Origin of the sequence: Brucella pecoris (assembly GCF_006376675.1) — a bacterium.
GTDB lineage: Bacteria > Pseudomonadota > Alphaproteobacteria > Rhizobiales > Rhizobiaceae > Brucella > Brucella pecoris.
The window spans coordinates 150,794-177,443 of the sequence record NZ_VEWK01000003.1; the positions used below are offsets into that span (position 1 = coordinate 150,794).

The following is a 26,650-nucleotide window of genomic DNA, read 5'->3' on the forward strand; positions in this document are numbered from 1 at the left end:
ACCAATGAACCACAGCCCAAACACAAGCCGCCCGGTATCGATCATGCGGCGCTTTCTGGATAGCGAATCTGCCGGAGGCGTAAGCCTCATGGCGGCGGCAGCGCTCGCTCTCATCGTGGCGAACTCTCCGTTCTCGCAGGCCTATTTCGATATACTGCACACGCATATCGGTCCGCTGAGCCTGACAGACTGGATCAACGATGCCTTGATGGCGATGTTCTTCCTGCTTGTAGGTCTGGAAATCAAACGTGAATTTCTCGATGGACAACTGGCAAGCTGGCCAAACCGCATGTTGCCCGGCATCGCCGCTGCGGGCGGCGTCATCCTGCCAGCTCTCATCTTCACTGCGTTCAACTGGCATGACCCGGCCAAAGTGCGGGGTTGGGCTGTGCCATCTGCCACCGACATCGCCTTTGCGCTCGGTGTGCTGTCACTTCTGGGTTCGCGGGTTCCCTCGAGCCTCAAGGTGTTTCTGGCGACGCTCGCTATCCTGGACGATCTCGCAGCCGTGGTTATCATTGCCATTTTCTATACGGCTGAAATCTCCATGCCCTATCTCGGCGGAGCTTTCGCCTCGGCTATGGTTCTGTTCATCATGAACCGGATGGGTGTGATGAAGCTCCTGCCCTACCTAATCGGCGGTGCAGCGCTCTGGTTTTTCGTGCTGAATTCCGGCGTTCATGCGACGGTTGCCGGCGTGGTGACCGCACTGATGATTCCGCTGAAGGCCGCTCCCGGCAAGCCCGACGATATGACTTCGCCGCTGCATATGCTGGAACATGCGCTGGCCAAGCCCGTCGCGTTCATCATCGTGCCGGTTTTTGGTTTTGCCAATGCAGGCATATCGTTTGCCGGTCTCGACGCCTCGGTGATGCGGGACACCCTCACGCTTGGCATCATGCTTGGCCTTTTCATCGGTAAGCAGCTAGGCGTTTTTGGCGCGGCCTGGCTCGCGATCAAGACGGGGCTGGCGCAAAAGCCGCTTGGCGCGACATGGATCCAGCTTTACGGCGTGGCGGTCCTGTGCGGAATCGGTTTTACGATGAGCATCTTCATCGGCCTCCTCTCCTTCCCGTCCGAACTCATGCAAGCGGAAACCAAGATCGGCGTGCTGGCCGGTTCGGGCCTGTCGGCCATTTGCGGCTATATTCTGCTGCGGCTGGTTACGAAGCCGAAAAACGCCTGACAGAAACGACACCACCGCCCGGAAAACAAAAATTCCGGGCGGTTTTCTTTGTGTTTCCCATATTGCTTCCTACATTTGGCTGGAATTATTTCTATATTCAGGAGTTTGCCTTGCCCGGTTTATTGACGCGCCTCGTCCCGCGCCGCTTCCGCCCGGTTTCCATCGAGATACCTGTCGTGCGACTGCATGGCGCCATCATGTCCGGTGGGTCTGCGTTCCGTCCGATGCTTTCATTGGCGTCGACGGCAGCAGTCCTTGAAAAGGCATTCACCGACAAGGAAGCGCCTGCCGTCGCCATTTCGCTCAACTCGCCCGGTGGTTCGCCTGTACAGTCACGGCTGATCTATCGGCGTATCCGCGATCTTGCCGCCGAACATCAAAAGAAGGTTTTCATCTTCGTCGAAGATGTCGCTGCCTCGGGTGGCTATATGATTGCACTTGCCGGCGATGAGATCATCGCCGATCCGTCATCCATCGTCGGTTCTATTGGCGTGGTATCGGCGTCATTCGGTTTCCCCGAACTTCTGAAGAAGATCGGTGTCGAGCGCCGTGTCTATACGGCGGGTTCCAACAAGGTGACACTCGATCCGTTCCAGCCGGAAAAGAAGGCCGATATCGAGCGGCTGAAATCTCTGCAGCTTGAAATCCACGAAACCTTCATCGACATGGTGAAAGAACGGCGCGGCAGCAAGCTCGTAGAGGACAAAGACCTGTTTACGGGATTGTTCTGGACCGGCATCAAGGCGCAACAGCTTGGCTTGATTGACGGGCTTGGCGACATGCGCAGCGTCCTGCGCAAGACCTATGGCGACAAGGTCAAGCTCAAGCTGGTCGAACAAAAGCGCGGCCTTCTGGGACGCAAGATGCCGGGCGTGGATATGGCCATGAATATGGCATTGAGCAATCTTGAACCGGCTTCCATTGCCGCACATCTCGGCGACGGGCTGCTTTTGGTAGCCGAAGAGAAGGCGCTTTGGGGCCGCTACGGCCTTTAAAAAGACGATACCAACGAAAATCAGCGGCGATTTTCGAACCAATGCTTTGAATTCCTTCGTTTCACCGTGATATGCTATCAGAACGTGGGGCGGGCCGCTTCCCGCCCCTTCATGAACATCCGGCATTTCGGCCTTTGCGATCCGGCAATCCGCGATGCAACCCTTAAGGACTTGAGGCCATGCCCCAGCTCATTTTTCTGCTGCTGATCATCGCCGCCGCCTGGTACGGCTACCGCTCGTTCAAGCGTGAAGCCGCGCGCGTGTCCCAACGTGTGCGTCAGGCGGAAAAGGAAACTCAGAACCGGGCTCACGGTACACTCGTACAGGACCCGAAAACCGGCGAATACTACGTCAAGAAGGACTGACCTTTCTTTCAAGAGAGGTTGCCGACGAAGCGGCGCGGTCGCTCGCCGCAGCACGAACGCCATGTTTTCTCTCAAGCGGTGTCGATTTTACAGAATTGTCGGAACCGCTCTAACTATTGTTTCATCGCATTTTCCTGCGCAAAACCGTTTCACACTTTTGCTGGAAATGCTCTATTCCCGGTCCGTAACCAGAAATGACCATTTTCCCCAAAACCGAAACACCCGTGAATACCGGGTTTGCAAGTGCGGTGACGCGTCTGGCTCCAGCCAAGATCAATCTCGCGCTGCATGTGACGGGGCGTCGCGACGATGGCTACCATCTGCTCGATATGCTGGTGGTCTTTGCGCGCTATGGCGACATCATTCGTATAGAACTTGCCGAAAAGGACAGTTTCACGATCGGCGGCCCTTTCGCAACCCGTATCCCGCTCGATGGCAGCAATCTGGTTCTCAAGGCGCGCAACGCATTGCGCGATCATGTGCAAAGGGCTCTGCCGCCTGTCGCCATCCATCTGGAAAAGAACCTTCCCATTGCATCCGGCATAGGCGGTGGATCGAGCGATGCCGCCGCAACGCTGCTGGCGCTTGATGCTTTGTGGCGACTTGATCTCGGTTTCGAGCAACTCGCCAAGATGGGCCTTGGCCTTGGTGCCGACCTGCCCATGTGCCTGCATGGCGCATCAAAGGGCACACCATTGGCCGCACGCGGGATCGGCGAAGACCTGACCCCCGTTACCGGACTTCCAGCCTTGCCCATGCTGCTCGTCAATGACGGAACCGCTATGGCGACACCGGATGTTTTTCGCGCGCTCGACAAACGCGATCATCCGGCCTTGAGGCTTACTTCCCATGCAGATATCGGCCACCTATGTGCTTATCTGCACACAACCCGCAACGACCTTCTGCCTCCCGCGCTGAAACTCGCCCCCCGGATCGGCGATAAACTCGATCTGCTTCGTGCATGCGGTTCGCTTTACGCACAGATGTCGGGCTCAGGCGCAACCTGTTATGCGATCTTCGAAGACATGGCCGCTACAGAGCGGGCAGCGGCAATTGTTTCCGCCAAAAGACCGGACTGGTTTGCAATCGCAACCCGCACGGTTTCCTCTCAAGAATAGATTCTGAACGACTTCCCATCCGAAAGCCCGAAAAATCGCCCTATTGTTCACTCTCATTGGACAATATATTGGGACAGACTGTTCGCGCTTTTTGAACAAAAGGCCCTCTACAACAGTTTTGTGAAGGCTGATATATAAACCAACATATTGATTATATTTATTTATTTTAAAAGAAGTTTCTATTATCCAAAAAATTGGCTGCACAAATGTGTGATTAAGAAAACATTTTCGTGACTGGAACTTTTGCCCACTGTCACCCATTTCAGGTGCATCGGAACGACGAACAAAACGCCGCTCCACTTTCCAAGGAGATAGGAAAATGAAAAAGATTGTTCTTGCTGCCGCTGCCCTCGCTCTTAGCGCCGGTGCTGCCTTTGCTGAAAACCCACGCGTTGGCGAACCTGCCGATCTTTATGCAAACGACCGCACGCCGGTTGCTTCCCAGAAGGTCGACTACACCGCCCCCGCTTCGATCGGCCAGTCCTCATTCCAGGACGGCTCGGCTCATCGCTTCGGTGACGCATCGCCTTCGAGCTACCAGAACTAAGCATTGCCAGAACTAAGCATTGAATGAGTGCAGGGCGTCGTCAAAAGCCTCCCAGCCGATGACGCCCCGATGAATTCCCAAGCTGGATATTCCTCCCAATCATCCAGCTTCCCCCAGTTATCTCCCCGATGGATGGCATGGTGCCACCCGGGAGCCCCGGAAAGGCTTCTATGCCATCCGAAGGGGCGATTTGTTCACTGCGTTTATGCGACGCCAAATGTTTCCATTTGGCTGCAAAACGCTCCAGAAGGATTACGAAAATGAAAAAGTTTGCTCTTGCTGCCGTTGCCGTTGCTCTTAGCGCCGGTGCTGCTTTCGCTGAAAACCCACATGTAGGCGAACCTGCCGATCTCTATGCAAACGACCGTACGCCGGTTGCAACGCAGAGCCAGAAGCTCGACTACACGGCTCCTGCCTCTATCAAGACTCCGGTCTATCAGGATGGTTCGGCTCACCGCTTCGGCGATGCTTCGCCTTCCTCTTATCAGAACTAATCCAGTCGGCATGTCTGACGAAAAAGGCGAAGCTTCCAGCTTCGCCTTTTTGTTTGGTCAGTCTTCGCCGGGCGGCAAAATGAGATGTTTGAGGCGAGTTGGTCGCAAGCGCTGCGGAAGCTGGTCAAACGCTACGCCGTCGAGCAGCAGCGGCTTTACGACGTCCAGGCGAACCAGAAGTCCGGCATCCAGTGTCGCCTTGTGACCGAAGATTTTCCGGACCGGACCAAAGCCGCCATCTTCAGGAAGTGAAAAACGCGCGGCGCCATCATCGTTTTCCATGTGGCGGCGGAGGATATCCTCCCATCCTTCCTGTGGGATCGCTCCCGGCTTCAAAAGCAGAACCCACGGCGTGCGTATTTCATCGAGCGCTGTCTCAATATCCATCTCGGCATAAAAGGCACAGCCCGCGCCCAGCGCAACGAGAGCGGTTTCATCCGACGATCCTCTGTCGATAACCGTGACACGGCGCAGCAAACCCTCCACGACAGCCGGCACCAATGCTGAAAGCGTGTGGGCCAGCGCTCTTTCTGAATTCAAGGTTTCGATGACAACAGACAACATGCGCGCTTCATATATCAAGAACACGTGAACGGAAAGCGGCTGCATATATGTTCTTGCTTTGTTCCAGTCCTTGCGATAGGAATAGATTCATCAGAACAGAGTCGCATGGCAGCACGGCACGCACGACAAAACAGTTTTCAGCCCCGAAAGGGTATCCTGTTTCCCAGTTTGCTTACGTCGTGACTGTACAACGCCAGATGTTTCCATTCAGGGAGACGAAGATGGAAGTGATCCAGCAGGCAGATATCATCAAGCAGGCCGACAGGGCTGCCTTCGGTAGCGGGCGCGCGGATCACGCCAATGCGATGATCGGCGAGGCTGGCTTGCGCATCGACCACGCCCGGCGGCGCGGACGTGGCGCAGGCATCAACCCGACCGGACGTTTCGAGCCAGCGACACGCCATGACTTCGATGATGGCTGGACCACGCTCGAAGAACTGCCTCCCTTCAAGACCGATGTGCAGATCGAAAAACCGCGAACGATCATCACCCGCAATGACTCGCCCGACATCAATTTCGATCGCTCCATCAATCCCTATCGCGGTTGCGAGCATGGCTGCATCTATTGCTTTGCCCGACCGACCCATAGTTACATGGGGCTTTCAGCCGGTCTCGATTTCGAATCCCGCCTGTTTGCGAAGCCGGATGCCGCGCGCCTTCTGGAGCGCGAACTGGCCAAGGCCAATTATCAGCCGAAAACCATCGCTATCGGCACCAATACCGACCCCTATCAGCCGGTCGAGAAGAAATGGCGCATCATGCGCGAAATTCTTGAAGTGCTGGAGGCCGCAAATCATCCGGTCGGCATCGTGACGAAATCCGCCCTGGTCGTGCGTGACATCGATATTTTAAGCCGCATGGCGGAGAAGGGGCTGGCCAAGGTCGCCCTGTCTGTCACGACGCTCGATGCCCATCTGTCCCGCACGATGGAACCGCGCGCTTCGACGCCGACACTACGGCTTCAGGCCATCCGCAAGTTGACCGACGCGGGCATTCCAGCTTCCGTCATGATGGGCCCGGTCATTCCGGGGATCAACGATCACGAGATCGAACGCATTCTGGATGCCGCCTATGCGCAAGGTGCGCGCGAGGCGGGTTATGTTCTGCTGCGCCTGCCGCTCGAAGTCGCGCCTTTGTTCAAGGATTGGCTACTGCGCAATTATCCGGATCGCTATCGCCATGTCATGTCGCTTGTGCGCTCCATGCGCGACGGCAAGGATTATGATGCCGAATGGGGCAAACGCATGCGCGGCACAGGCCCCTACGCATGGCAGATCGGACGTCGTTTCGAAATTACTGCGCGCAAGCTCGGCTTCAATGCACGCCGCCTTCAGTTGCGCACCGACCTGTTTGAACCGGTCGAAAAGGGAGGCAAGCAGCTTTCGCTGTTTTAGGAAAGACACGCAGCAAGCAGCAAAAGGTGAACTTAACCTTGGGCTGGTGCCGATTTTCAAACTGCATACCCTGTCAGTCGTCAATTCAGTTTCCGTCTGATTTGTCCTTCAGACGGAAGGGCTACCTGCTTTCATCTACCGTCCTCGAGCAGGGCCCTTGCGGAGAATCGGAAGCAATGCGAGCATCGCCGCCAAATGAAACGCTCGGCTTCTGATTCTCCGCTCCTCTTTGATATCCCACTCGCGCCTGACTTTTCTGAAGAGAAAAGGCTGCTTTCGCGTGGACTGAAACATATTGTCGGCATCGATGAAGCCGGACGCGGCCCCTTGGCCGGTCCCGTGGTTGCTGCTGCTGTCGTCCTGGACATCGATGACCTTCCGGACGGACTGGACGATTCCAAGCGGCTTACGGCGGTAAAACGCGAAGCACTCTACGACATAATTCTGGCGAAAGCCGTCACCGTTTCAGTTGCAAGCCTCAGCGCACGCAGCATAGATGGAAGCGATATCAGGAAGGCTGCGCTTGAAGCGATGCGTCGTGCTTCTGACGGTTTGATCTTGCAACCATGCCACGCACTGATCGACGGGCGCGATATTCCGCCGGGACTTCTCTGCCCCGGCTCAGCTCTCGTCAAAGGCGATCAGCGGTCCATTTCTATTGCCGCAGCCTCCATAATCGCCAAGGTAACACGCGACCGTATGATGATCCGAGCGGGTGCTGCTCATCCACCCTACGGGTTGGAAGTTCATGCGGGATACGCGACCGTGAAGCATCGCGCCGCCATCGAAACGGATGGTCCTGTTCCCGGTATCCACCGCTACACTTTTGCGCCCATCAAAGGCCGTTATAGCGCTTAAACAGTGGCCAACTTGGCCGCGAACCCGAAAAGCAGGGCTGCAAAACCCCAGCGCTGGATCGTCTGTATTGCGGGATACCGTTTGAACAGGTTGCCAAGCGACGATCCCGTGAAAGCGTAAATCGCATCGAACGACAATCCTACCACCGTCATGATAGCTCCCAGCAACGCGAACTGAAGCGTAATGCTGCCATTCTCTGGGTGGACGAACTGCGGCAGCAAGACCGAACAAAAAAGCAGCGCTTTCGGGTTAAGCAGATTGGTGAGGAGGCCCTTGCGCGCCGAAGTCAAATAGGAACGGCGTTCGCGCACGCCGCCAACCGCATCCATTGTCGGCAAGGGGTGGCGCAGAATGCCAATAGCAAGCCAGACCAGATAGCAGGCGCTGACGATCCGGACGAAATGGAACGCCATGGGAAAGGCGTGCAGAAGCGCCGCCAGACCAAGAGCGGCAAGAGCCACATGACACGCGCGCGCGATTGCGAGCCCGGCAGCAGCCGCCAGCGCATGAACCCTGCCCTGTGCCGCACCGGTCTGGAGCAGCAGAATCATATCAGGTCCCGGAATAAGAAATGCGGCAGCCAGTGCGCCTGCGTATAACCACATCTCGCTCATTGATATCGCCCACAAAATGACACTTGCCTGACCGCGACGCGAAACGTCCGAAAAATGAACGCCTGATCGCGAAGCAGCAGAATGTCCGAAACTATCCGGTATTGGATGCGCATGTCCTTGCGATTTGTGGCGCAGGATCAGGAAATTATGATACAATCTGCCACAATTCTAATGTCGAATGTCAGATCATGCCAAAACTCAAGCTTGATGTAATTGATCGCAAAATACTTTTGGCGCTTCAGGAAGATGCTCGGCTCTCCAATGTCCAGCTTGCGGAGAAAGTCGGCTTATCGCCTTCGCCATGCCTGCGGCGTGTCAAAATACTTGAGGCGGCTGGTGTCATTCAAGGCTATCACGCAGCGCTGGATCGTAATGCGGTCGGGCTTGGATTGACTGTCTTCGTCGGTATCCGGGTGGAGCGTCATCACGAGGAAACTGCAACGGCGTTTCGAACCTCCGTGCAGAACCTGCCGGAGGTCTTTTCCTGCCACCTCGTGTCAGGAGAATCCGATTTCCTGTTGCAGGTCGTTGTGGCCGACCTCGCAGCCTATGAGCGCTTTCTATCCGGCACGCTGTTGCGACTTCCTGGCGTGATCGACATTCGGAGCAACTTCGCCATTCAGACGGTCAAGTCACAGGGAGAACTGCCACTTGCGCTGCACGCAAACCTCAAGGACTAATCTCATATCATATCACCGGAGAATCTATTGTGCCGGATATCGTCAAAGCCGTTCTTTTAAGTCCCAAAGGTATTCTTCTCGGACGTCGCAGCCCCGATCGTCGCGCCTATCCCAACCGGTGGAGTTTTCCGGGTGGACATGTCGAGGGAGGAGAGATCATGGAGACCGCACTCCAACGGGAAATCCAGGAGGAGCTCGGACTAACGCTTCGCGCGTTTTCGTTTCTCGCCACTATAAAGGTGGCAGATCCGGCAGCGTCATTCCACCTCTATACCGTCACCGCTTGGGACGGCCGCCCTACCATTCGCGACCGGGAGCACACGAAACTCAGATGGTTCACGCCACAGGAAGCCTGTTCATTGGATGATCTTGCTTTGGAGGAATATCGACCGTTGTTTGACAAACTGGGCGGCATGGCAGCCAGCCTCTGATCGGACTGTATTGAAATCGATTTCCCAACCCAGGCCAGCAAAAAACGCCGCCCTTTCGAGGCGGCGTTTTCGTCAAAACTTCTGTGAGTCGAGATTAGTTCAGGTTCGACTTGACCTGCGACAGAGCATCTTTGAACAGGCTGCCTGCGACCTTCGCATCGACCTTGTCGGCAACGATCTTGCCAGCGGCGGCGACTGCCAGATCGACTGCCGAAGCGCGAACCGCGTTGATGGCGTCGACTTCAGCCGTTGCAATCTTCTGCTCGGCAAGCTTGTTGCGGCGTACAACATATTCTTCCGTTGCGCGCTTGGCGTCTTCGAGAAGCGCCTTGGCTTCACGCTCGGCGGAAGCAACGATGTCGCTTGCTTCCTTTTCGGCTTCCTTGCGCTTGCGATGATATTCGGCCAGCAACTGCTGGGCCTCTTCGCGAAGCGTGCGGGCTTCTTCCAGTTCGTTCTTGATGCGGTCGGCACGCTCGTCGAGCGACCGACCGACCATGGCCGGAACCTTCAGATAGGCCAGAATTGCCAGAAAGATAATGAGGCCAACCAGTGCCCAGAATGTAGCGTCCATTGTCCTCTCCTCAGGCGTTAGCGGCCTTGACGGCTGCTGATACCGAAGCCTTGTCAGCCTTGGTGCCCAGAAGCTGTTCGACGATCTCTGCCGTGGTTTCCTCGGCAATGTTGCCGACGTCGTTCATGGCCTTGGCCTTGATCGCGGCGATGCGTTCTTCGGCTTCCTTGAGCTTGCCTTCCAGCACAGCTTCGGCGGAAGCGCGTTCTGCGTCGGCTTCGCCCTTGCCCTTTTCACGCGCAGCTTCAGCGATCGAAGCAGCCTTGGTGCGGGCCTGGGTCAGTTCCTGCTCATAGGCAGCGATAGCATTGTCGGCATCCTGCTTGAGGCGGGCTGCCTGCTCGAGATCCTGAGCAATGCGGTCACGGCGGGTTTCGATCACGCCGCCGATGCGCGGCAGAACCACGCGCGACATGAACAGATAGAAAAGCCCGAAGGTGATCGCGAGCCAGAGAACCTGCGATGCATAATGGGTAGAATCAAACGGCGGAAATACGCCGCTGCCGTGTCCGGCATCGTGAGCGACCCCGGTTTCGGTGTGCACAGCATCGGCTGCGCCATGCTCACCAGCAGCAGGTGCCGGTTGCGATTCTGTGGCGGTTTGGGCAAACGCCGTGGACACGAACATCCAGATTTCCCCTTTAATCCAGCACGATCTGATCCTGATGGAGAAGGATCATGCCTTACTCAGACGACATATGCAAAGGCCAGCCGCGTCTGCATTTCTTTATGGAACAAGACCTTGCGGCGACGTTCCCAAAGCTGCTTCGCGGCCAGCCCGTTTCTTGCGACCGTTGATTAGACGGCGAAGAGGAGCAGAAGCGCGATGAGCAGCGAGAAGATGCCCAGAGCTTCCGTAACGGCGAAACCGAACACCAGACGGCCGAACTGGCTGTCAGCAGCGGACGGGTTGCGCAGAGCGCCGGAGAGGTATTGGCCGAAGATGTTGCCGAGGCCGAGAGCCGTACCGGCCATACCGAAACAGGCGAGACCGGCGCCGATGTACTTTGCTGCTTCCGCTTCCATGTTAAGCTCCTTCTGGATTGAAATAAGTGCGGATTTCAGTTCTGGCGGTCGCCCGCCGGTTTGAACTCAGTGTCCCGGATGTACAGCGTCGTTGATGTACATGCAGGTGAGAACGGTAAACACGTAGGCCTGCAGGAAGGCTACGAGGAATTCGAGTGCGGTGATCGCGACCGTCATGATCAGCGGCAGAACAGCACCGCCGATGCCGATAGGCCCGAGTGCGGCCAGCGAAACGACGAAGCCCGCAAAAACCTTGAGCGTGATGTGGCCAGCAAGCATATTCGCAAAGAGACGAACTGAAAGGCTGATCGGACGCGACAGGAACGAGATGATTTCGATGGCGACAACCAGCGGCACGATGATGCCGGGAACGCCGCTCGGCACGAAGAGCTTGAGGAAGCCGAAACCGTGCTTGAAGAAACCGTAGACGATGACCGTGCCGATAACCAGGATGGCAAGCGCAAAGGTCACGATGATCTGGCTGGTGACCGTATAGAAATACGGAAAGAGACCGAGGAAGTTGGCAACCAGCACGAACATGAACAGCGAGAAGACGAACGGGAAGAACTTCATGCCCTTCGACCCTGCTGAATCTCTCAGACTGGTGGCCACGAACTCGTAAGCCATTTCCGACACCGACTGAAGACGGGTCGGGATCAGGCCACGGCCCGAAGACGTCAGGTAGAGGAAGCCCGAAGCGACCACGATGGTTGCGACCATGAAGGCCGAAACATTCGTAAACGACAGGTCAACGCCGCCTACATCGATGGGAATCCACCGGGAAACCTGGAACTGATGGATCGGATCGTTCGCCACCTTAACCTCGCCTGTCTTCCCTGCCCGAAGGCAATTTGGCCTGCCCGAAGGCGTTTCAGTCTCGGGCACAAGGCCCGCTTATTCACTTACACTTGAACGAACTTTACCGTGAAGTCCGTCAAGCCCTATTTCTTGTCGTTCTTTTCCGCGCTAGATTTAATGTTACCCTGTTCGGCAACATATCCAGCAGAACGAAGCACGTTGAGGACGCCAGCACCGAACCCCAGGAGGAGAAAGACGATCAATCCCCAGGGCGATGTACCGGCGACACGATCGATGAACCAGCCAATCAGCGCACCGACCAGAACCCCCGCGATAAACTCGCTGGAAATCTTCATGGCCTGCGCGACCGAGCTTGCAGTCGCCGATCGCTCCTCTTCGGAAGCCGGTTGCTTGAGCACACCCTTCTTGGCCAGTTCGGCCTCCAGGCGGTTCAAACGCTGATCCAGCTCCCCGGAAGCGGGTTCGTTCTTCGCATTCTTGATCGTACCGGATGGCTTTCCGGGTTCAGTCCCGCGCGCCATTGGCAGCTCCTTTTTTCAAGAAATACGAGGATTTCAATCCCATTTCCAAGTTGCGCGCAACATATTGACACGCCGCCCGCTAGTCAAGGCGGTGCAGGCATTGCTCCAAAAGGTTTTTTATCAATAAATATCAATATGTTAGATATTCGTGCGACTCATTTTCCGACCAAAGGATCAGATTGGTCACATTATTGGCTAAAAAAACGGAATCGATTTTGGATGGTCGCGCCATATTCGCCTCAAGGCGAAAGTCGGGCTTATGCGCCTGTTCGACCTTTTAGTCCGCTAACAAAAACGTGACTTGAAATCGACCTGATCCTGCCATGCCGAAGAACCGGAAGGATCAGCTCCACCCGCCGCCATAGGTCCGATAGAAAATGTGGAGGCCAATCTTGGCGACCTTCTTCATGGTCGGCGCCCAGAACGGGCGAACATAGGTCGCGTGATAATGGGTGGCGGAGCCCACTTCCGGAAGCCAGATCTGACCTGCGGATACCGCCTTTGCCACCTGCTGCGCCATACGCCATTGCGGCATTTCGGTTACACGGTGCTTCTGGCCGTCGCAGGCAAAGGAAAACTGGCAGGCATTGAGCCAGTCGCGATTCTGGTAGACCACGCCGCAGATCGAACCCGGATAGGCGGGGTTGCGCACGCGGTTGAGGACGACCTGAGCGACAGCAACCTGCCCCTTCACCGTTTCGCCGCGCGCTTCATAATAGACGGCTTCCGCAAGGCACTTCTGCTCGCTCTTGCTGAAAGCGGAAGGCGGCAAAGGTGTTGCTGCCCATTCATGGTCCTTCTCGCCGATGGGGGGCACGAAGCGGCCTTCGTCCGGCTGGGGCTTCAAAATGCTCTCGAAAGGCGATGTCTTGCCATAGTCCGGCGTCGCAGGCGCATAACCAAGGGCCAGCGCATCCGGCTGGTCATTGGTAATGAGCTTGGCAAGTTGGGTCGGCATCTCGGAGCGCGGCTTTGGTGGCTTGACCGCATGGAACGCCATGGTGATGGCGACTTCCTTACCTTCCAGCTTGCTGGAGAAGGCCATTTTCGCGTCCGTCTTTTCCGGCGGACGCGTGATCATGCTGATCTTGTCGAACATGCTGCCGGCGGTAAAAGCCTTGGCAGGTGCCTTGGGCTTGACTGAGACGAGACGGCCCGTCTTGTCCGCACGATTGATGCGGTTTTCATCCGGGTTCGGATCGTCCGGGCCGAGCTTTGCCGTCTTGCGTCCGCCAGAGAGTGCAACCCTGCCGATACCTGGCACTTCGATGCCGTTGGTGGCGATGCTGCCGGTTACCGTCGTTGCATCCACGAACGGCATTTCAGCCTGATGCACCGAGCCGACCGGTGCCTTGGCGACAAAGGCAGTCCAGCGATGCGATCCCAGATCTGCCGACGGCACCAGGCTCGCCATGTCCTGAAAGGCAATCGCATTGGGGTTGAAAAGATATGTCACCGCCGCCAGAACCAACGGCACCAGACGGTGCGGTTTATGAACTGTCTGGCGTGGCTTTGCCCGCACCGCGTAATAGCGCCCCTCTTCCGGGCAATAGCCCGTGACAGGGTAATGCCACACCGGCTCGACAACGGCCTTCCTTCGACCAAACAGCGCTCGTAAAGATACAAGACGCACCGCACACTCCACTCACACTGACTTAACTGACACCGGTGATAACGGAGTATTAACCTTGTCCAACGAGGGAGGACACGCTTGCAGCTTTGGCTAATACAGTCATTATCAGCAGCGCATTAACCATGAACGAATATGGTTAATGCAGGGTTTAAGCTCATTCGGCTTCACGAATGCCGGATAGCTATGGAGAGGGAGGTGCGTCATGGGTAAGGTCACAGGTGGATGCCGGTGCGGCAACGTCCGCTTTGAAGCCTCGGGACAACCCTATCGGGTCGGCATCTGCCATTGCCTTGACTGTCGCAAGCACCACGGAGCCCTGTTTCACGCTTCGGCGATATTCCCTGAAGCTGCGGTTACGGTCGAGGGGGCAACCCGCGACTATGCGGGACGGTTTTTCTGTCCGCGTTGTGGCTCTCCGGTTTTCGGGCGCAGTGCAGATGAAGTCGAGGTCAATCTCGGCTCGCTCGATGCGCCCGATCAGTTCAAACCGACCTATGAACTCTGGACGATCCGTCGCGAATCCTGGTTGCCGCCTTTCCCCCGCATGAAAGGATACGAGCGTGACCGCGATGGGTCGAGCCGCTTTGAGGATTAGAGCATTTCCAGCAAAAGTGCGAAGCGGTTTTGCGTCGGATAATGCGTGAAAACAAATAGATAGAGCGCATCCCGAAAAGTGTGAAACGGTTTTCGGAAAAGATGCGCGGTTCAAAACAAAGGATTAGAGCGCCTTTTCTTTCGTGACAGCCGTTCTATTTGCGATAATGATATTGGTCTTCAAAGCTTCGGGGAGGGAACTTATGCGGGGATTGAAGTTCGCGATTATTGGAGTGGTTTTCAGTTCTTTTGCGGTTATTGCCACAGCGCAGGCGGATGACTGCCAGAACGCCAGTTCGCAGGCCGCACTCAATGAGTGTTATGGCAAAGCCTACAAGAAATCGGATGCTGAACTGAACAAGGTCTTCAAGACCTTGCAGAACCGCGCCGACGATGCGAACCTGAAGAAAAAACTGGTTCAGTCGCAACGAGCCTGGATCGCCTTCCGCAATGCCGAATGCGACATGCAGACAGTTGGCGGCGGCAGCATCTCCGGTATGGCCTATTCGATCTGCCTGTCCGACCTGACGACGGAGCGCGTCAACGATCTGAAAAAATACCTGAAATGCGAGGAAGGTGACAGCAACTGCCCCTTCCCCTCCGCCAGCAACTGATCAGCACCAACCGATCAGCTACGGCCCTCATAGGCCGCATCGAAGAATGCCTTTTCCAGTTCGACCGCACGCCGGAAGAACTGCTGGCATTGTTCTGCCGCTGCCGGGCCAACCCGGTCGAGCTCCGAGCGCAGGAAACCCACGAACTCCACGAAATGTGGATTGTCGTGCAGCACGATCCATTCTGCGAAAATGAAATCGTCGGGCAGAGGCTTCGGCGCTTTTCCCGCCCAGTCGAAATAAAGCCATTCGGCAACCGTCAGCACCGACAGGCAGGTCGCATAGGAGCCGGATCGTGCAGCTTCCAGCATCAGTTCCTTGAATGCGGCGGTTGGCGCCGCATCGGGCGTATCGAAACGCTCGGTGTCAGCGACTGCAAGCTTTGCAAAGGCGCGCTCGAAATAGGAATTCTCGTCGCTGCTGATCATGCCGATGAAACGGCCCAAGGTCAGCTTGGCTTCCATCCTGTCGCAATTGACGAGCGTTCCACCCAGCAGCGACAAAAAGCAGTCGATAAAGCGATGGTCCTGCACCAGATAGCGCGTCATGACATCGGGCGCGACTGTGCCCGCATAGATTTCGCCGACAAGGCGATGGCTGACAGCCTGCGACCAGAATGGTTCGGTGCTTTGCCGCAGGCGTTCAGAGAAGGCTTCGACGGTATTGTCTGACACGATGATCTCCATTTCTTTGAACGGAAACTACTCAGCCAATGCTTACTATTTTACTGCCCAGCGTTCGATATCGGCGCTCTGTCCGATCAATGCGAGGCCGTTGGCGATGGAATCGAACTGGTTGGAGCTGGTCACCGCGGCGTCGGGGAAGCGGTTCTCAAACACGGTGCGGATAACCGGCACGAAAGACGTGCCGCCGGTCAGGAAAACGCGGTCGATGGCCGAAGTTTCAAGGCCCGCCTTGTCCACAGCCTGCTGGACCGATTGTTCGATCTGGCGCACATCATCAAAGATCCAGTTTTCGAAATCATTGCGTGTGACGTCAGAGCGGATTTCAAAATCGTCCGCCTTGAAGTGTAATTCGCATATGCGTTGCGAAGAAAGACGCACTTTCAGGTCCGATACAGCGCGATAGATTTCATAGCCGTAATCGTTCTCGATCAGATTGATGAAATGTTCGAGCGGCTTCGGATCAACCGCTTGCCGGGCCAGTTCGTCCAGATCGCGAATAGTCGCCGGAGAGTTCATCAGGAACAGCGTGTTCCAGCGCGCAAAATTTGCATAATAATGGTTCGGTATCGTCAGCCGCTTGCCAAACGACTGGTACTCCGTACCCTTCCCGAGCAGCGGCGACACGGCATTGTCGATGATGCGATAGTCGAATGTATCCCCCGCAATGCCAAGACCCGTCTGGCTGAGGGGCATGAAGCTGAGACCATCCTTGCCCACTTCGAACCGCACGATTGAAAAGTCGCTCGTACCGCCGCCAAAGTCGGCGACCAGAACGGTCGATGCGGCTTTCAGCTCCTGCGCATAGAAATATGCCGCAGCAACAGGCTCGTAGACATAGTGGATATCGGTGAAGCCGAACGCCCGGAACGCTTTTTCATAGCGCTGCATGGCCAGCGCCTCGTCCGGTGAAGCGCCTGCAAAAATTACCGGCCTGCCGATGACCACGCGGTTACCTTTCGGTGGAAGGCGGTCGCCCAGCCGTGCGGCGACCGTTTCGAGGAAGGTCGTCAGAATATCCTCGAACTTGAACCGCTTGCCGAAAACCGGCGTATCGGTGAAGGATTTTGATGCCGCAAATGTCTTGAACGATTGCAACATGCGCGTGGAATGCGGCGCGTTGACGAATGCGTCCATCGCCCAAGGTCCGCTTTCAACAGTGCGCTCCCCGGTTTCACGATCCTGCCAGAAACAAAGGATCGAACGGTAGCCGGTAATGTCGACCCCATCCTTCGGCACACTCAAAACCGCTGTCGTGCCGTCAGGCGATGCGACAGAAATAACTGTATTGGTCGTGCCAAAATCGATGCCCAATGTCACGCCGTCAAAACGGCTCTGGCCAGCCTTCGTCATCACTGCACCTTTTTGGAGGAAATCGCGGAGCGGGCGAATTAGCAGCCGCCGAAGCCAAGCTCAACCCGAAAGTACCAAATTAAGTGCTGGTTGTGATCACGATCGCGATCATCGGCGCCCAGATGAGAAAAATTTTCGGTCGCGCAAATGTTAATGAAGGTCTTTAAAGTTTACATGAATTTTGTTTTCGGCCTGTTAGGTTTCTGCGCCGCATCTGGAGTGGTTCGCTTTACGCTCATATCCCCTGAACTGCTCCGCTTATTTGTTTTCGCCGCCTTCCCGTAATGCCCGATGTTATCCGTCTGGCTTCGCTATACTCAAGGTCATCCAACAAATGAAAGCGATACTCATGGCGTTTCTCTCACGTACGGTTCTTGCCGCTGCCTTACTTTCGGCGAGTGCGCTTCCCCACGTTGCAAATGCACAGGAAACAACCGGCCAGCCGATAGCAACCGGCTATCACAGCAGCGGTCAGGCGACTGCGGAGGTAAGCGGTGTCGTGGCCGACGGCGACAAGCTGACGGTCAAGGTTCGCTTCATCAACGCCAGGGAAGGCGGAAGTGTTTCCACGACGCTTTACACCGCGCTGTCGGACGAAGATTACGAGAATGACTACTATCTCCTCGCGGGCGACAAGAAATACCTTCTGCTGAAAGATTCCGAAGGCAAGCCGCTTGCTCCGGCATCGGTTTCCCTTTTCGGCACGGGCCATGTCGTCGGTGTATGGCATGGCGTCTTTCCGGCGCCACCGAAAGGCCAGAAGGTGACGCTCTATATAAAAGGGGTAGAGCCGCTCGGACCGTTCGCCGTTCCCGCCGAATAGGGGCTGGCCATGACCAATCAGATCATAGGCGGCATCGCATTCAGCCTTGCCGCGCTTTGTCTGCCATCCATCGCGATCGCGCAGAACACAAGTACCGACAACAGCGCCTATATCCGTGATCTCGTGCCCGAGATTCGCGATCTTGTTTCAGCCTCAGGCAGTACCGATGGCAAGGCCCGCGGTCTGTCGGGGGCAGCACAGGAGATTGTCGAGAAAAGCGGCAACATCACCATGCGGGAAACCGATGACAGCATCGTCCTTTCCGTGACGAGCGATATTCTGTTTGATTTCGACAGCGCCAAACTGACCGGCAAAGCCAAGGCGACGCTGACCGACATTGCAAAGATACTCGACAGCATGCCGGATTCTACCGTCCGAGTTGTCGGCCACACCGATTCCAAGGGGGCAGATAGCTACAACGATAAACTGTCGAAAAGCCGGGCTGATGCGGTCGCCAAGTTTCTCGTCGGCAATGGCGTTCAAGCGGCACGATTGAAACCGGAGGGGCATGGCGAAAGCGAACCTGTCGCGCCCAACGAAGTCCAGGGAAAAGACAATCCCGCCGGACGGGCGCAAAACCGGCGTGTCGAGTTTGTGCTGCCGAAAGCGTGATGCCGTCTCATCCCTTCAAACAAAAAAGCCCGGATCGCTCCGGGCTTTTTCTCTGTGTGACGTTTATTTCTTTTTCTTCGCGCGGCCTGCGAACGGATTGTCCGAGGTACGCAGGCTCAGCCTTATCGGCACACCCGGCATGTCGAAGGTTTCGCGCAGTCCGTTGATGAGGTAGCGCACATAGGATTGCGGCATCGCATCGGGACGCGAGCAGGAAACGACGAAGCCCGGCGGGCGGGTCTTCACCTGTGTCATATATTTCACCTTCAGGCGGCGACCCGAGACTGCCGGCGGCGGCTGATGCGCGATGACGCCTCCCAGCCAGCGATTGAGACGTCCGGTGGAAACGCGGCGATTCCAGATTTCGTGGGTCTTGACGACATTCTCCATGAGCTTGTCGATACCCTGTCCGCGCTCGCCGGAAATCGGCACCGCGCGAAGCCCCCGCACCTGCGGCAGCAGGCGGGCCGTCTTCTCGTAAAGATCGGCCAGAACCATCTGGCGGTCCTCGATCAGATCCCATTTGTTGAAGGCGATGATCGGCGCCCGGCCTTCACGGATGATGAGATCGGCGATCTGCAGATCTTGCTTTTCAAACGGGATCGTCGCGTCGAGCACGATGATCACGACTTCCGCAAAACGGATCGCGCGCAGGCCGTCGGCAACCGACAGCTTTTCGAGCTTTTCCTGCACACGCGACTTGCGGCGCAGGCCAGCCGTGTCGAACAGCTTGATCTTGCGACCTTGCCATTCCCAATCAACCGAAATCGAGTCACGCGTGATGCCCGCTTCCGGCCCGGTCAACAGACGATCTTCACCGAGCATCGTATTGATGAGCGTCGACTTGCCGGCATTGGGTCGTCCGACAATGGCGATACGCAGCGGCTTGGTTGCATCATAGGCCGGAATGATTTCCTCATCCGGGTCTTCGATGTCGTCGCCGATAAGTTCGCCGACAGCCTTCGGCGTGAAAACCTCATCTGCGACTTCCTCTTCCTTCTCGTCGGCAAAGGCACGCTCTTCGCCCAGAAGCTCGACAATCGCGTCACGCAGGTCGGGCATGCCCTGACCGTGTTCGGCAGAGATCGGGCATGGTTCGCCGAGGCCAAGCTGGAAAGCGTCATACATGCCGGATTGCGCGCCGCGCGCCTCCGCCTTGTTGGCGACCAGCACCACCGGCTTGCCGGAACGGCGCACCACTTCAGCAAAGGTGCTGTCAGTCGGCGTCAGGCCGTTCTTGGCATCAACGACGAACAAAATCACGTCGGCTTCCTGAATGGCAGCTTCGGTCTGGGCGCGCATGCGCGCTTCCAGGCTGTCATTGGCAGCTTCTTCAAGACCTGCCGTGTCGATAACCTGAAACTTCAGATCGTAGAGCTTGGCATCGTGGATGCGCCGGTCGCGCGTGACGCCCGGCAGGTCATCGACCAGTGCCAGCTTGCGGCCGACGAGGCGATTGAACAGCGTGGACTTGCCGACATTGGGACGCCCGACGATGGCGACTGTGAAACCCATGGGAGAAGATGACTCCAGAAACCAGATCGGTTCCGATTTTAACGGAACCGATCTATCTATTTATTTTCCCGCACATCTTGTCCGAAAACCGCTTCGCACTTTTCGGGATGCGCTCTGATTGACTTATGTGTTTTGCGCGTCAGGCACTTTGACGCCTGCGCTGCGCATCAGATCGAGCATCGTATTGGAACGCTGGCGAATGTTGGCCGGAGCAAGATTGTCATTGGCGATCTGCTGGAACAGTTTGACCGCATCATCGAACCGCTCAGCCTTCCAGGCAGCAAGTCCCAACGCTTCACGCGCACTTGAACGCATCGGATTGCCGTCTGCGGAAAGCGTTTCAACGCGCTTGGCGACATCGTCATAGGAACCGCTGTCGACCAGCAGATAGCTGGCACGCAGGCGAGCCACGTCGCGAAGCGGTGCAGGCACGGCGTTATCGGCAGCCACGTCATCGAAAGCCTTCACTGCCCCGGCTGCATCGCCCTTGTCCGCGATGACCGATGCGGCGCGAAGACGTGCCAGAACCGGATAGGAGCCGTAGCCGGTCTTTTCCAGATCGTCGAGCGCGGTCAACGCCTCGTCGTTCTTGCCTTCCGAAGCCAGATCCAGTGCAGCGAGGAACTTGTCACCGGAAGCGGAAGCCTTGCTATCAACCCAATGTTGATAACCGACCCAGCCAGCCGTTCCCAGAACAACGGCCACAGCGGCGCCGATCAATGCCGGACCGAAATTCCGCCAGATCTGCTTTGCCCGTTCCGAACGGATTTCCTCGTTTACCTCGCGAATGAAACTGTCGTCTGCCATGGACCTGCCACTAAAGCCAAATTGATGTTCGTACGTGTTTGTACTTGTTCATTCTGGCGCTTTTAGTCGCATTTCGCGCCATATGTAAGACCCGTCTGCGAAATAAGCCGAAACACGCGTCACAAAGTGCACTTCTGTCCGACAATAGCCGTATTCATGGGGCCATATTCAAGGGAATAGCTAACAAGTTATTGGAACTGTTTTCTCCCCCGCCTCGTTTAGTGGTTCATGCGCATTCTGTCCCCCCGCCCTCTTCTTCTCTCCGCTTTCGTTCTGGCCACCTGCACTGCGCAGGCGGAACCGGTGTCTGCAAAGCCACAATATGTGCTGATTTCCTTCGATGGCGCACATGACAATGCGCTCTGGACCCGCTCACGCGAGCTGGCAAAAAAGAACAACGCTCATTTCACCTATTTTCTTTCCTGCGTCTTCCTAATGACCAAGCAGGATCGGCGCGATTACAAGCCGCCCCACAAGCGGGCCGGTTCGTCCAATGTCGGCTTTGCGCTGAGCCGCAACGAAGTCGTCGCCCGCCTTGGCAATATCTGGCAGGCCCATCTGGAAGGAAACGAGATCGCCAGTCATGGCTGTGGCCATTTTGACGGTACCGACTGGTCGACCGCCGACTGGGATAAGGAAATCAAGGAATTCCGCCGCATTACCGCTGATGCCTACAGGAATAACGGCATCGACGGTGAACCGGAAGGCTGGCGCAATCTTGCGCTGAAGGGCATTGACGGATTTCGGGCGCCCTATCTCGCCGCATCGAAGCCAGTGCAGGACGCGCTCAAGGCAAACGGCTTTCGCTATCAGGCGTCCTCCATCACACGTGGTCCCGAAGAGCCGACCCTTGCCGGTCAGTTTGCTTCATTCGGATTGCCGCTTGTGCCGGAAGGACCATCGCAGCGCCCCATCGTGGCGATGGACTATAATCTCTATGTCCGCCACTCGAAGGGCAAGGAAGCCGTGCTGCAATCGGCAGCTTTCGAGGAACGGGCCTACAAGGCTTTCCGGACGGCATTCGACAAGCAATATGCGGGCGAACGTAACCCGCTTCAACTCGGCTTCCATTTCGTGCTGATGAATGACGGCGCCTATTGGCGTGCCATGGAGCGGCTGGTGTCGGAAGTCTGCACCAAGCCCGACGTCAAATGCACCACCTATAGCAACTATCTGGACAGTCTCGACAGGGACACTGCCCATAAGGACCAGAGCAGATCCTGACCTTATGTCGAAGGCGTTGTCCCGAGGTTTGCGCTTTCCAGCGATGGCAACGGCTCATCACGGATAACCGCCTCGAAAGCTCTCAGACGCTTGTAGATCGAGAGCAATTCGATGATCGTGGTCCATGAATTGACGAGATACTGGAACGATCCCTGCACCTGCGAGAAGACATTCGTGATCTGGTTCATCAGACCGAGCGTCAGCTTGCCCGCCACGATCGACGGGATCAGGATCAGGGTCGGGAAAATATTGTCGGCCTGAATGTAGAAAATGCGGGCCACGTTGAAATAGACATAGTGGAAATAGAGCCGGAAATAGTTATGCCGGACATTGCGGAACAGTTCGCCAAGCGTCACCGGCTCCGCGCGATCCGCATGATCCTCGCCATAGACCAGCTCCTTGCGGTAGGCCGCCTCGACACGCTGATTGTTGAACTCCAGTCCTGGCAACTTGATACCGACCAGCGCCAGAAATCCGGTGCCGAAAGCTGCCCAGAAAATCGCCGCCACGACCAGCGCGTGCGGCACCATACCAACCAGCGGCAGCTCACTGACCTTCTCCGAGAAGCTGAACAGGACCGGCAGAAATGCGATCAGCGTCATCACCGATTTGACGAGGCTGACACCGAGCTGTTCCAGCGTTGTGGAAAAGCGCATTGTGTCTTCCTGCACGCGCTGGGCTGCACCTTCGATGGAACGCAGTTTCGGCCAGTGGCTGACATAGTATTCATTCATCGCCGAGCGCCAGCGGAAGATATAATGGCTGACGAAAAACAGACTCAGAACGCCGACTGTCACGCCGATAAAGGCGATCTCCGCAAATGTGATCATGCCCCAGTAGAAGTCAGAGGCGCTGACGGCTCCCGGCGATGTGAGCGCTTTTTGAACCAGATCGTAAAATGGTCCGTACCAGGCGTTGACCGCCACGCTGACCTGCACGCCGAAATAGGTGGTGAACAGGATCAGAGCCGATCCAAGGATCGACCAGCGCTGCCATGGGTGCGGTGAAAACCACGCCCAGAACAGATAGAAGGCGAACGTCACCACCGCGAAATAGACATAGAACCAAAGAAACGGCGCCGACCAGAAAAGACTCGCACCAATAATCGGCGCGGCATCGTGTGCCAAAGGTGGCAGACCGAATATGGCGCCCAGTTTTTCCCCTCCTTCATACCAGCCGGCTATTGCCAGCAGGCTCCAGATGAGTGCGGACCAGAAGAACAATTTAGGGCGGGGAAAGAACGACACAAACACTGAATTTCAGACCAACTTCGTGAGGGATTTCCCTCATAAGAAGCCTGTCTTCGTGCCTTTACCAGTTAAATTCCTGTAAGGTTTCAACCTTGTGATCTTGTCGCGCGTCCTGCCATGATGCCAAGCACCGCCACGACCACCAGCGAAAGCGCTGCGGCCAGACTTGCCGAAGTGAACGAACCGGACCGTTGCGCCATGAAGCCTGCGGCCAGCGGGCCGACGATCTGGCCGATGCTAAAGCAGACCGTCATCCGCGCCAAAGCGCGTTTGGGAGACGCCGGTGCGAGTGTGCGGGCGATCTGCAATCCGAACGCCGTCAACGCCATGAAAGTGATGCCCAGAAGCGCGCCCCCCACCAGGGGCCCCAGCGGCGGCGCCAGAACCACGCTCGCGGCAACGCCGACAGCCTCCAGAATGGCCGTCAGGGCAAAAGCGTTGAAGAGGCCGAACTTCTTCGCAGCCGGTGCCCACAGCCAGATCGAGGGCGCGGCCGTCAGGCCGGTCACCACCCACACAGCCGCTTCCATCAGTGGGCCGCCATCGGTTGCGCGCACGATTGCAATGAGGAAGGTGGCCGTGATCACATAGCCAAAGCCGAAAATGCCATAGGCCAGCGCCAGCGCGTTGAAGGCGAAGCTTTTGGGTAGCGGCGGTTCACGCGTGCCGCTGTTTCCGCCGACCGGCCCTTCCCTGACGAAAGCCGCAACCAGAACAACCATGACGATGGTCAGAACTGCAGCACCGATCCAGTCGGCCCGCCAGTCGAACCCGGCAAAACGGATCAGCGCCACCAGAACGGCAGAAAGTGCAATGCCGCTGCCGACGCCACCGAAATGCAGGGCTCCGAGCCCGGCTCTTTCCGCCGCCGTGACATGGCTCAGCACGATTGCCGTGCAAAGGATCATCGTCACCGCGCTGATGAAACCCGCAGCAAAGCGGATGATGGAGAACAGCCAGACGCCGTCAAAAAGCGCCATGGCCGCGCATAGCAATCCGCTGATGATCAGGCCCACAATGACGCTTGCCCGTTCGATGCCCGCAGACCATCCATAACCGGCAACAATCGCTCCCAGCAGGTAGCCGATATAGTTTGCCGATGCGATGAAACCTGCATCGGCGGCCGTGAAGCCGACATCGGCCATCATTCCCGGCAGGATCGGCGTATAGATGAAACGCCCGATCCCCATGGCAGCAGCCATGGCCAGAAAACCGCCGAAAGCATAACGGACGGCAGTGCGGTGTTGTGAAGATACAGGCTTGGTCATTTCCAGGGAGGTCTCGGTCATTGGCGGGAAAATATACCTCAATCATCCGGGGACAATTGAATTTTTCTGATCGGATCGATCACGCGGATTGAGGCTGAAACTGTCCCTCAGCACGTTAGAGCGCGTCTCGATCTGATTCAATCAGATCGGCGCGTCTCAACTGTTTGTTTTGACGCGCATCTGATCCGAAAACCGTTTCACACTTTTCGGGATGCGCTCTAACACTAACCACAGAGTTGGGTTTGAACTCCGCCGAAGCAGACCTACAATAAATTTGCTACACTTTCTTGATGGAGGATCAGGATGAATAGAACGGGACTATCCGTTTGTCTGTTGACCGCCGTTACGATCACCGCCACAGGGGCCGTTCACGCGCAGGAACTGAAGACGATGGACGATGTCGGCAGCGCGCTGAACGCCTGCTGGTCTCCGCCTTCAGGCAGTAAAAATTCCGCCGTCACTCTCAGTTTCAGCTTCAAGCGAGACGGAAGCCTGATAGGACCGCCGCGTGCCAGCGCGATCAACGTTCAGGGCGATGACAAGGCCAAAAAGGCATTCGTAAACGCTGCAATCGAGGCCGTCGAAAAATGCACGCCGCTGAAACTTGCGCCCTCACTCGCGCAGGGTATCGGCGGAAATGTCTTCACCATGCAGTTTCATTCGTCTGATTAAACAAGACGTCCGCCTTCAAATAAGGTCTTGCGAATCACATAAGTGCGTGCTTATGTGATGGCATGAATGAGAACGATACATTCAGGGCGCTTGCCGACCCGACCCGCCGGATGATTTTCGAGAAGCTGGCATCGGGCAGCATGAATGCCAGTGCGCTGCGCGAAGGCATGGAGATCAGCCAGCCCGCTATGTCACAGCATCTGGCGGTGTTGCGCGGTGCAGGACTGGTGCGTGAGGAACGTGAGGGACGCTTCGTCAATTACGAGGTCGACCCGCACGGACTGACGCTCATCGCGAACTGGCTCGCGAAATACCGTGCCTACTGGCCGGAACGTATCGACGCTCTCAAAACCTTGCTGAAGGATATGGACCAATGACCGACCGGCAGGAAGAACCACGCGAGAAAGGCATCGCGCTGGAATATGAGCTGGATGCCGCGCCGCAGAAAGTGTGGCGCGCGATCAGCATTCCGGAATTTCGCGAAAACTGGCTTCCGTCCGAGGCATTGGCCGATCCGGAGCCTGCATCCTGCAAGCCCGGCGAGGAGATCAGCTACCGGATGCGGGAAAACGAACCGCCCTTTCTGGAAAGCATCGTCACGTTCCGCATTGTACCCGGCATTTCCGGCGGCACCTCTCTGCGCGTCATCCATGAGCTGAACGACACGCGCCTGAAGCGCACTGCTGCGGTTGCCGCCAACAGCAACCGGGCGCCGATGATGCGCGCCGCTTGACCGCCTGACGCTCTGAAACTCTAGAAAAGAGGAGTTCGCCGATGCGCGAAACGATGCAACTCGTCCCTATGGTCGTGGAACAGTCGAGCCGTGGCGAAAGATCATTCGATATCTATTCACGCCTGCTGCGCGAACGGATCATCTTTCTCAATGGCGAAGTGAACGACACCGTGTCCGCACTTATCTGCGCGCAATTGCTGTTTCTGGAAGCGGAAAATTCCAAACAGCCGATCAATCTCTATATCAATTCGCCGGGCGGCGTTGTGACCAGCGGCCTCGCGATCTATGATACGATGCGCTATGTCCGTGCGCCCGTGCACACGCTTTGCATGGGGACGGCCCGCTCGATGGGCTCCTTCCTGCTGATGGCGGGGGAGCCCGGTCATCGCGCTGCCCTTCCCAATGCAAACCTGCTTGTTCACCAGCCTTCCGGCGGATTTCAGGGGCAGGCATCGGACATCTTCATCCATGCCGAGGAAGCGCAACGAACCAAGCGGCTGATGACACGTCTTTATGCCGAACATTGCGGTCGCACCTATGAAGAGGTGGAACGCGCGCTCGACCGCGATAATTTCATGACTGCTGAAGCAGGCCTCGAATGGGGCTTGATCGACCGCATTCTGGAACGGCGGGAAGTCGCTGAAGCTTGAAGATATTCTGTCTTCAGCCATCGTTGTGTATGT

The 26,650-nt window shown here is 56.7% G+C and carries 33 protein-coding genes; 19 read left to right on the top strand and 14 right to left on the bottom strand.

All coding sequences use genetic code 11. The features are described from left to right. Positions 1 to 4 precede the first annotated feature (4 nt). From nhaA to FIB18_RS07325, 6 genes are all read left to right on the top strand, one after another. Positions 5 to 1,186 carry a Na+/H+ antiporter NhaA gene (nhaA, locus tag FIB18_RS07295; protein ID WP_140020066.1) on the top strand — a complete coding sequence of 394 codons (1,182 nt, stop codon included), beginning with the start codon at positions 5 to 7 and terminating at the stop codon, positions 1,184 to 1,186. A gap of 110 nt (positions 1,187 to 1,296) precedes the next feature. Further along, positions 1,297 to 2,181, top strand: coding sequence for a S49 family peptidase (locus FIB18_RS07300; protein WP_140020067.1), 885 nt, complete (start codon positions 1,297 to 1,299; stop codon positions 2,179 to 2,181). 179 nt (positions 2,182 to 2,360) lie between these two features. Further along, positions 2,361 to 2,546, top strand: coding sequence for a hypothetical protein (locus FIB18_RS07305; protein WP_140020068.1), 186 nt, complete (start codon positions 2,361 to 2,363; stop codon positions 2,544 to 2,546). Between the two features lie 194 nt (positions 2,547 to 2,740). Next, entirely contained in the window at positions 2,741 to 3,664 is a 924-nt protein-coding gene (locus FIB18_RS07310; protein WP_140020069.1) for a 4-(cytidine 5'-diphospho)-2-C-methyl-D-erythritol kinase, read from the top strand. 319 nt (positions 3,665 to 3,983) lie between these two features. Further along, the gene (locus tag FIB18_RS07320) at positions 3,984 to 4,211 is read left to right on the top strand and encodes a hypothetical protein (protein WP_105541146.1); all 228 of its coding nucleotides are present in this window, start codon (positions 3,984 to 3,986) and stop codon (positions 4,209 to 4,211) included. A 260-nt stretch (positions 4,212 to 4,471) separates the two neighbouring features. Further along, a complete protein-coding gene (locus FIB18_RS07325; RefSeq protein ID WP_140020070.1) occupies positions 4,472 to 4,705 on the top strand; it encodes a hypothetical protein in 234 nt (77 codons plus the stop codon). A 57-nt stretch (positions 4,706 to 4,762) separates the two neighbouring features. On the opposite strand, the gene FIB18_RS07330 is transcribed toward FIB18_RS07325, so the two are convergent. Beyond that, positions 4,763 to 5,269 carry a glycosyltransferase family protein gene (locus FIB18_RS07330; RefSeq protein ID WP_140020071.1) on the bottom strand — a complete coding sequence of 169 codons (507 nt, stop codon included), beginning with the start codon at positions 5,267 to 5,269 and terminating at the stop codon, positions 4,763 to 4,765. A gap of 221 nt (positions 5,270 to 5,490) precedes the next feature. Between FIB18_RS07330 and FIB18_RS07335 the strand changes: the two genes are divergently transcribed. Next, positions 5,491 to 6,663: a PA0069 family radical SAM protein gene (locus tag FIB18_RS07335; RefSeq protein ID WP_140020072.1), complete on the top strand. Its 1,173-nt coding sequence runs from the start codon at positions 5,491 to 5,493 to the stop codon at positions 6,661 to 6,663. A 195-nt stretch (positions 6,664 to 6,858) separates the two neighbouring features. Further along, positions 6,859 to 7,521 carry a ribonuclease HII gene (locus FIB18_RS07340; protein ID WP_140020073.1) on the top strand — a complete coding sequence of 221 codons (663 nt, stop codon included), beginning with the start codon at positions 6,859 to 6,861 and terminating at the stop codon, positions 7,519 to 7,521. Here FIB18_RS07340 and FIB18_RS07345 read toward each other — a convergent pair. Next, positions 7,518 to 8,135, bottom strand: coding sequence for a LysE family translocator (locus FIB18_RS07345; protein WP_140020074.1), 618 nt, complete (start codon positions 8,133 to 8,135; stop codon positions 7,518 to 7,520). The genes FIB18_RS07340 and FIB18_RS07345 overlap by 4 nt on opposite strands. A gap of 188 nt (positions 8,136 to 8,323) precedes the next feature. Between FIB18_RS07345 and FIB18_RS07350 the strand changes: the two genes are divergently transcribed. Together FIB18_RS07350 and FIB18_RS07355 are read left to right on the top strand one after the other, a co-directional pair. Then, positions 8,324 to 8,815, top strand: a complete 492-nt coding sequence (locus tag FIB18_RS07350; RefSeq protein WP_140020075.1) for an Lrp/AsnC family transcriptional regulator — start codon at positions 8,324 to 8,326, stop codon at positions 8,813 to 8,815. Positions 8,816 to 8,844: 29 nt separating this feature from the next. Then, the gene (locus tag FIB18_RS07355) at positions 8,845 to 9,246 is read left to right on the top strand and encodes an NUDIX domain-containing protein (protein ID WP_140020076.1); all 402 of its coding nucleotides are present in this window, start codon (positions 8,845 to 8,847) and stop codon (positions 9,244 to 9,246) included. Positions 9,247 to 9,340: 94 nt separating this feature from the next. On the opposite strand, the gene FIB18_RS07360 is transcribed toward FIB18_RS07355, so the two are convergent. The 6 genes from FIB18_RS07360 to FIB18_RS07385 form a co-directional block, all read right to left on the bottom strand. After that, positions 9,341 to 9,820 (bottom strand): F0F1 ATP synthase subunit B, encoded by a 480-nt coding sequence (locus tag FIB18_RS07360; RefSeq protein ID WP_140020077.1) that lies wholly within the window; start codon positions 9,818 to 9,820, stop codon positions 9,341 to 9,343. 10 nt (positions 9,821 to 9,830) lie between these two features. Next, entirely contained in the window at positions 9,831 to 10,448 is a 618-nt protein-coding gene (locus FIB18_RS07365) for a F0F1 ATP synthase subunit B (RefSeq protein ID WP_140020078.1), read from the bottom strand. Between the two features lie 170 nt (positions 10,449 to 10,618). Next, complete coding sequence (locus FIB18_RS07370; protein ID WP_002963544.1) at positions 10,619 to 10,846, bottom strand: F0F1 ATP synthase subunit C; 228 nt, start codon at positions 10,844 to 10,846, stop codon at positions 10,619 to 10,621. Positions 10,847 to 10,912: 66 nt separating this feature from the next. Next, positions 10,913 to 11,662: a F0F1 ATP synthase subunit A gene (locus FIB18_RS07375; protein WP_140020079.1), complete on the bottom strand. Its 750-nt coding sequence runs from the start codon at positions 11,660 to 11,662 to the stop codon at positions 10,913 to 10,915. A gap of 125 nt (positions 11,663 to 11,787) precedes the next feature. After that, a complete protein-coding gene (locus FIB18_RS07380) occupies positions 11,788 to 12,186 on the bottom strand; it encodes an AtpZ/AtpI family protein (protein ID WP_140020080.1) in 399 nt (132 codons plus the stop codon). A gap of 343 nt (positions 12,187 to 12,529) precedes the next feature. After that, the gene (locus tag FIB18_RS07385; RefSeq protein ID WP_140020081.1) at positions 12,530 to 13,819 is read right to left on the bottom strand and encodes a cell wall hydrolase; all 1,290 of its coding nucleotides are present in this window, start codon (positions 13,817 to 13,819) and stop codon (positions 12,530 to 12,532) included. A gap of 202 nt (positions 13,820 to 14,021) precedes the next feature. On the opposite strand from FIB18_RS07385, the gene FIB18_RS07390 reads away from it, so the two are divergent. Together FIB18_RS07390 and FIB18_RS07395 are read left to right on the top strand one after the other, a co-directional pair. After that, positions 14,022 to 14,414 carry a GFA family protein gene (locus FIB18_RS07390; RefSeq protein WP_140020082.1) on the top strand — a complete coding sequence of 131 codons (393 nt, stop codon included), beginning with the start codon at positions 14,022 to 14,024 and terminating at the stop codon, positions 14,412 to 14,414. Between the two features lie 202 nt (positions 14,415 to 14,616). Next, on the top strand, positions 14,617 to 15,027 hold the full coding sequence (locus tag FIB18_RS07395) for a lysozyme inhibitor LprI family protein (protein WP_140020083.1): 411 nt from the start codon (positions 14,617 to 14,619) through the stop codon (positions 15,025 to 15,027). Between the two features lie 14 nt (positions 15,028 to 15,041). On the opposite strand, the gene FIB18_RS07400 is transcribed toward FIB18_RS07395, so the two are convergent. Further along, complete coding sequence (locus FIB18_RS07400; RefSeq protein ID WP_140020084.1) at positions 15,042 to 15,713, bottom strand: TenA family protein; 672 nt, start codon at positions 15,711 to 15,713, stop codon at positions 15,042 to 15,044. Positions 15,714 to 15,746: 33 nt separating this feature from the next. After that, positions 15,747 to 17,063 (bottom strand): Hsp70 family protein, encoded by a 1,317-nt coding sequence (locus tag FIB18_RS07405; protein WP_140020085.1) that lies wholly within the window; start codon positions 17,061 to 17,063, stop codon positions 15,747 to 15,749. 334 nt (positions 17,064 to 17,397) lie between these two features. On the opposite strand from FIB18_RS07405, the gene FIB18_RS07410 reads away from it, so the two are divergent. Continuing rightward, positions 17,398 to 17,886, top strand: a complete 489-nt coding sequence (locus FIB18_RS07410; protein WP_140020086.1) for a hypothetical protein — start codon at positions 17,398 to 17,400, stop codon at positions 17,884 to 17,886. 9 nt (positions 17,887 to 17,895) lie between these two features. Continuing rightward, a complete protein-coding gene (locus tag FIB18_RS07415) occupies positions 17,896 to 18,498 on the top strand; it encodes an OmpA family protein (protein WP_140020087.1) in 603 nt (200 codons plus the stop codon). A 63-nt stretch (positions 18,499 to 18,561) separates the two neighbouring features. Here the strand turns inward: FIB18_RS07415 and der are convergent, their stop codons facing one another. Together der and FIB18_RS07425 are read right to left on the bottom strand one after the other, a co-directional pair. Next, positions 18,562 to 20,013 carry a ribosome biogenesis GTPase Der gene (gene der / locus FIB18_RS07420; RefSeq protein ID WP_140020088.1) on the bottom strand — a complete coding sequence of 484 codons (1,452 nt, stop codon included), beginning with the start codon at positions 20,011 to 20,013 and terminating at the stop codon, positions 18,562 to 18,564. A gap of 123 nt (positions 20,014 to 20,136) precedes the next feature. Further along, the gene (locus FIB18_RS07425; RefSeq protein WP_140020089.1) at positions 20,137 to 20,820 is read right to left on the bottom strand and encodes a tetratricopeptide repeat protein; all 684 of its coding nucleotides are present in this window, start codon (positions 20,818 to 20,820) and stop codon (positions 20,137 to 20,139) included. A gap of 228 nt (positions 20,821 to 21,048) precedes the next feature. Between FIB18_RS07425 and FIB18_RS07430 the strand changes: the two genes are divergently transcribed. Beyond that, the gene (locus FIB18_RS07430; RefSeq protein WP_140020090.1) at positions 21,049 to 22,044 is read left to right on the top strand and encodes a polysaccharide deacetylase family protein; all 996 of its coding nucleotides are present in this window, start codon (positions 21,049 to 21,051) and stop codon (positions 22,042 to 22,044) included. A gap of 2 nt (positions 22,045 to 22,046) precedes the next feature. Here FIB18_RS07430 and sbmA read toward each other — a convergent pair whose 3' ends face one another. Then, on the bottom strand, positions 22,047 to 23,297 hold the full coding sequence (gene sbmA / locus FIB18_RS07435) for a peptide antibiotic transporter SbmA (RefSeq protein ID WP_140020091.1): 1,251 nt from the start codon (positions 23,295 to 23,297) through the stop codon (positions 22,047 to 22,049). Between the two features lie 83 nt (positions 23,298 to 23,380). Beyond that, positions 23,381 to 24,562, bottom strand: a complete 1,182-nt coding sequence (locus FIB18_RS07440) for a YbfB/YjiJ family MFS transporter (protein ID WP_140020362.1) — start codon at positions 24,560 to 24,562, stop codon at positions 23,381 to 23,383. Between the two features lie 303 nt (positions 24,563 to 24,865). Between FIB18_RS07440 and FIB18_RS07445 the strand changes: the two genes are divergently transcribed. From FIB18_RS07445 to FIB18_RS07460, 4 genes are all read left to right on the top strand, one after another. Then, entirely contained in the window at positions 24,866 to 25,234 is a 369-nt protein-coding gene (locus FIB18_RS07445; protein WP_140020092.1) for a hypothetical protein, read from the top strand. 62 nt (positions 25,235 to 25,296) lie between these two features. Next, complete coding sequence (locus tag FIB18_RS07450; RefSeq protein WP_140020093.1) at positions 25,297 to 25,611, top strand: ArsR/SmtB family transcription factor; 315 nt, start codon at positions 25,297 to 25,299, stop codon at positions 25,609 to 25,611. Further along, entirely contained in the window at positions 25,608 to 25,967 is a 360-nt protein-coding gene (locus FIB18_RS07455; protein ID WP_140020094.1) for an SRPBCC family protein, read from the top strand. The genes FIB18_RS07450 and FIB18_RS07455 overlap by 4 nt, the downstream gene beginning before the upstream one ends. A gap of 41 nt (positions 25,968 to 26,008) precedes the next feature. After that, positions 26,009 to 26,617 (top strand): ATP-dependent Clp protease proteolytic subunit, encoded by a 609-nt coding sequence (locus FIB18_RS07460; RefSeq protein ID WP_140020095.1) that lies wholly within the window; start codon positions 26,009 to 26,011, stop codon positions 26,615 to 26,617. Positions 26,618 to 26,650 lie beyond the last annotated feature (33 nt).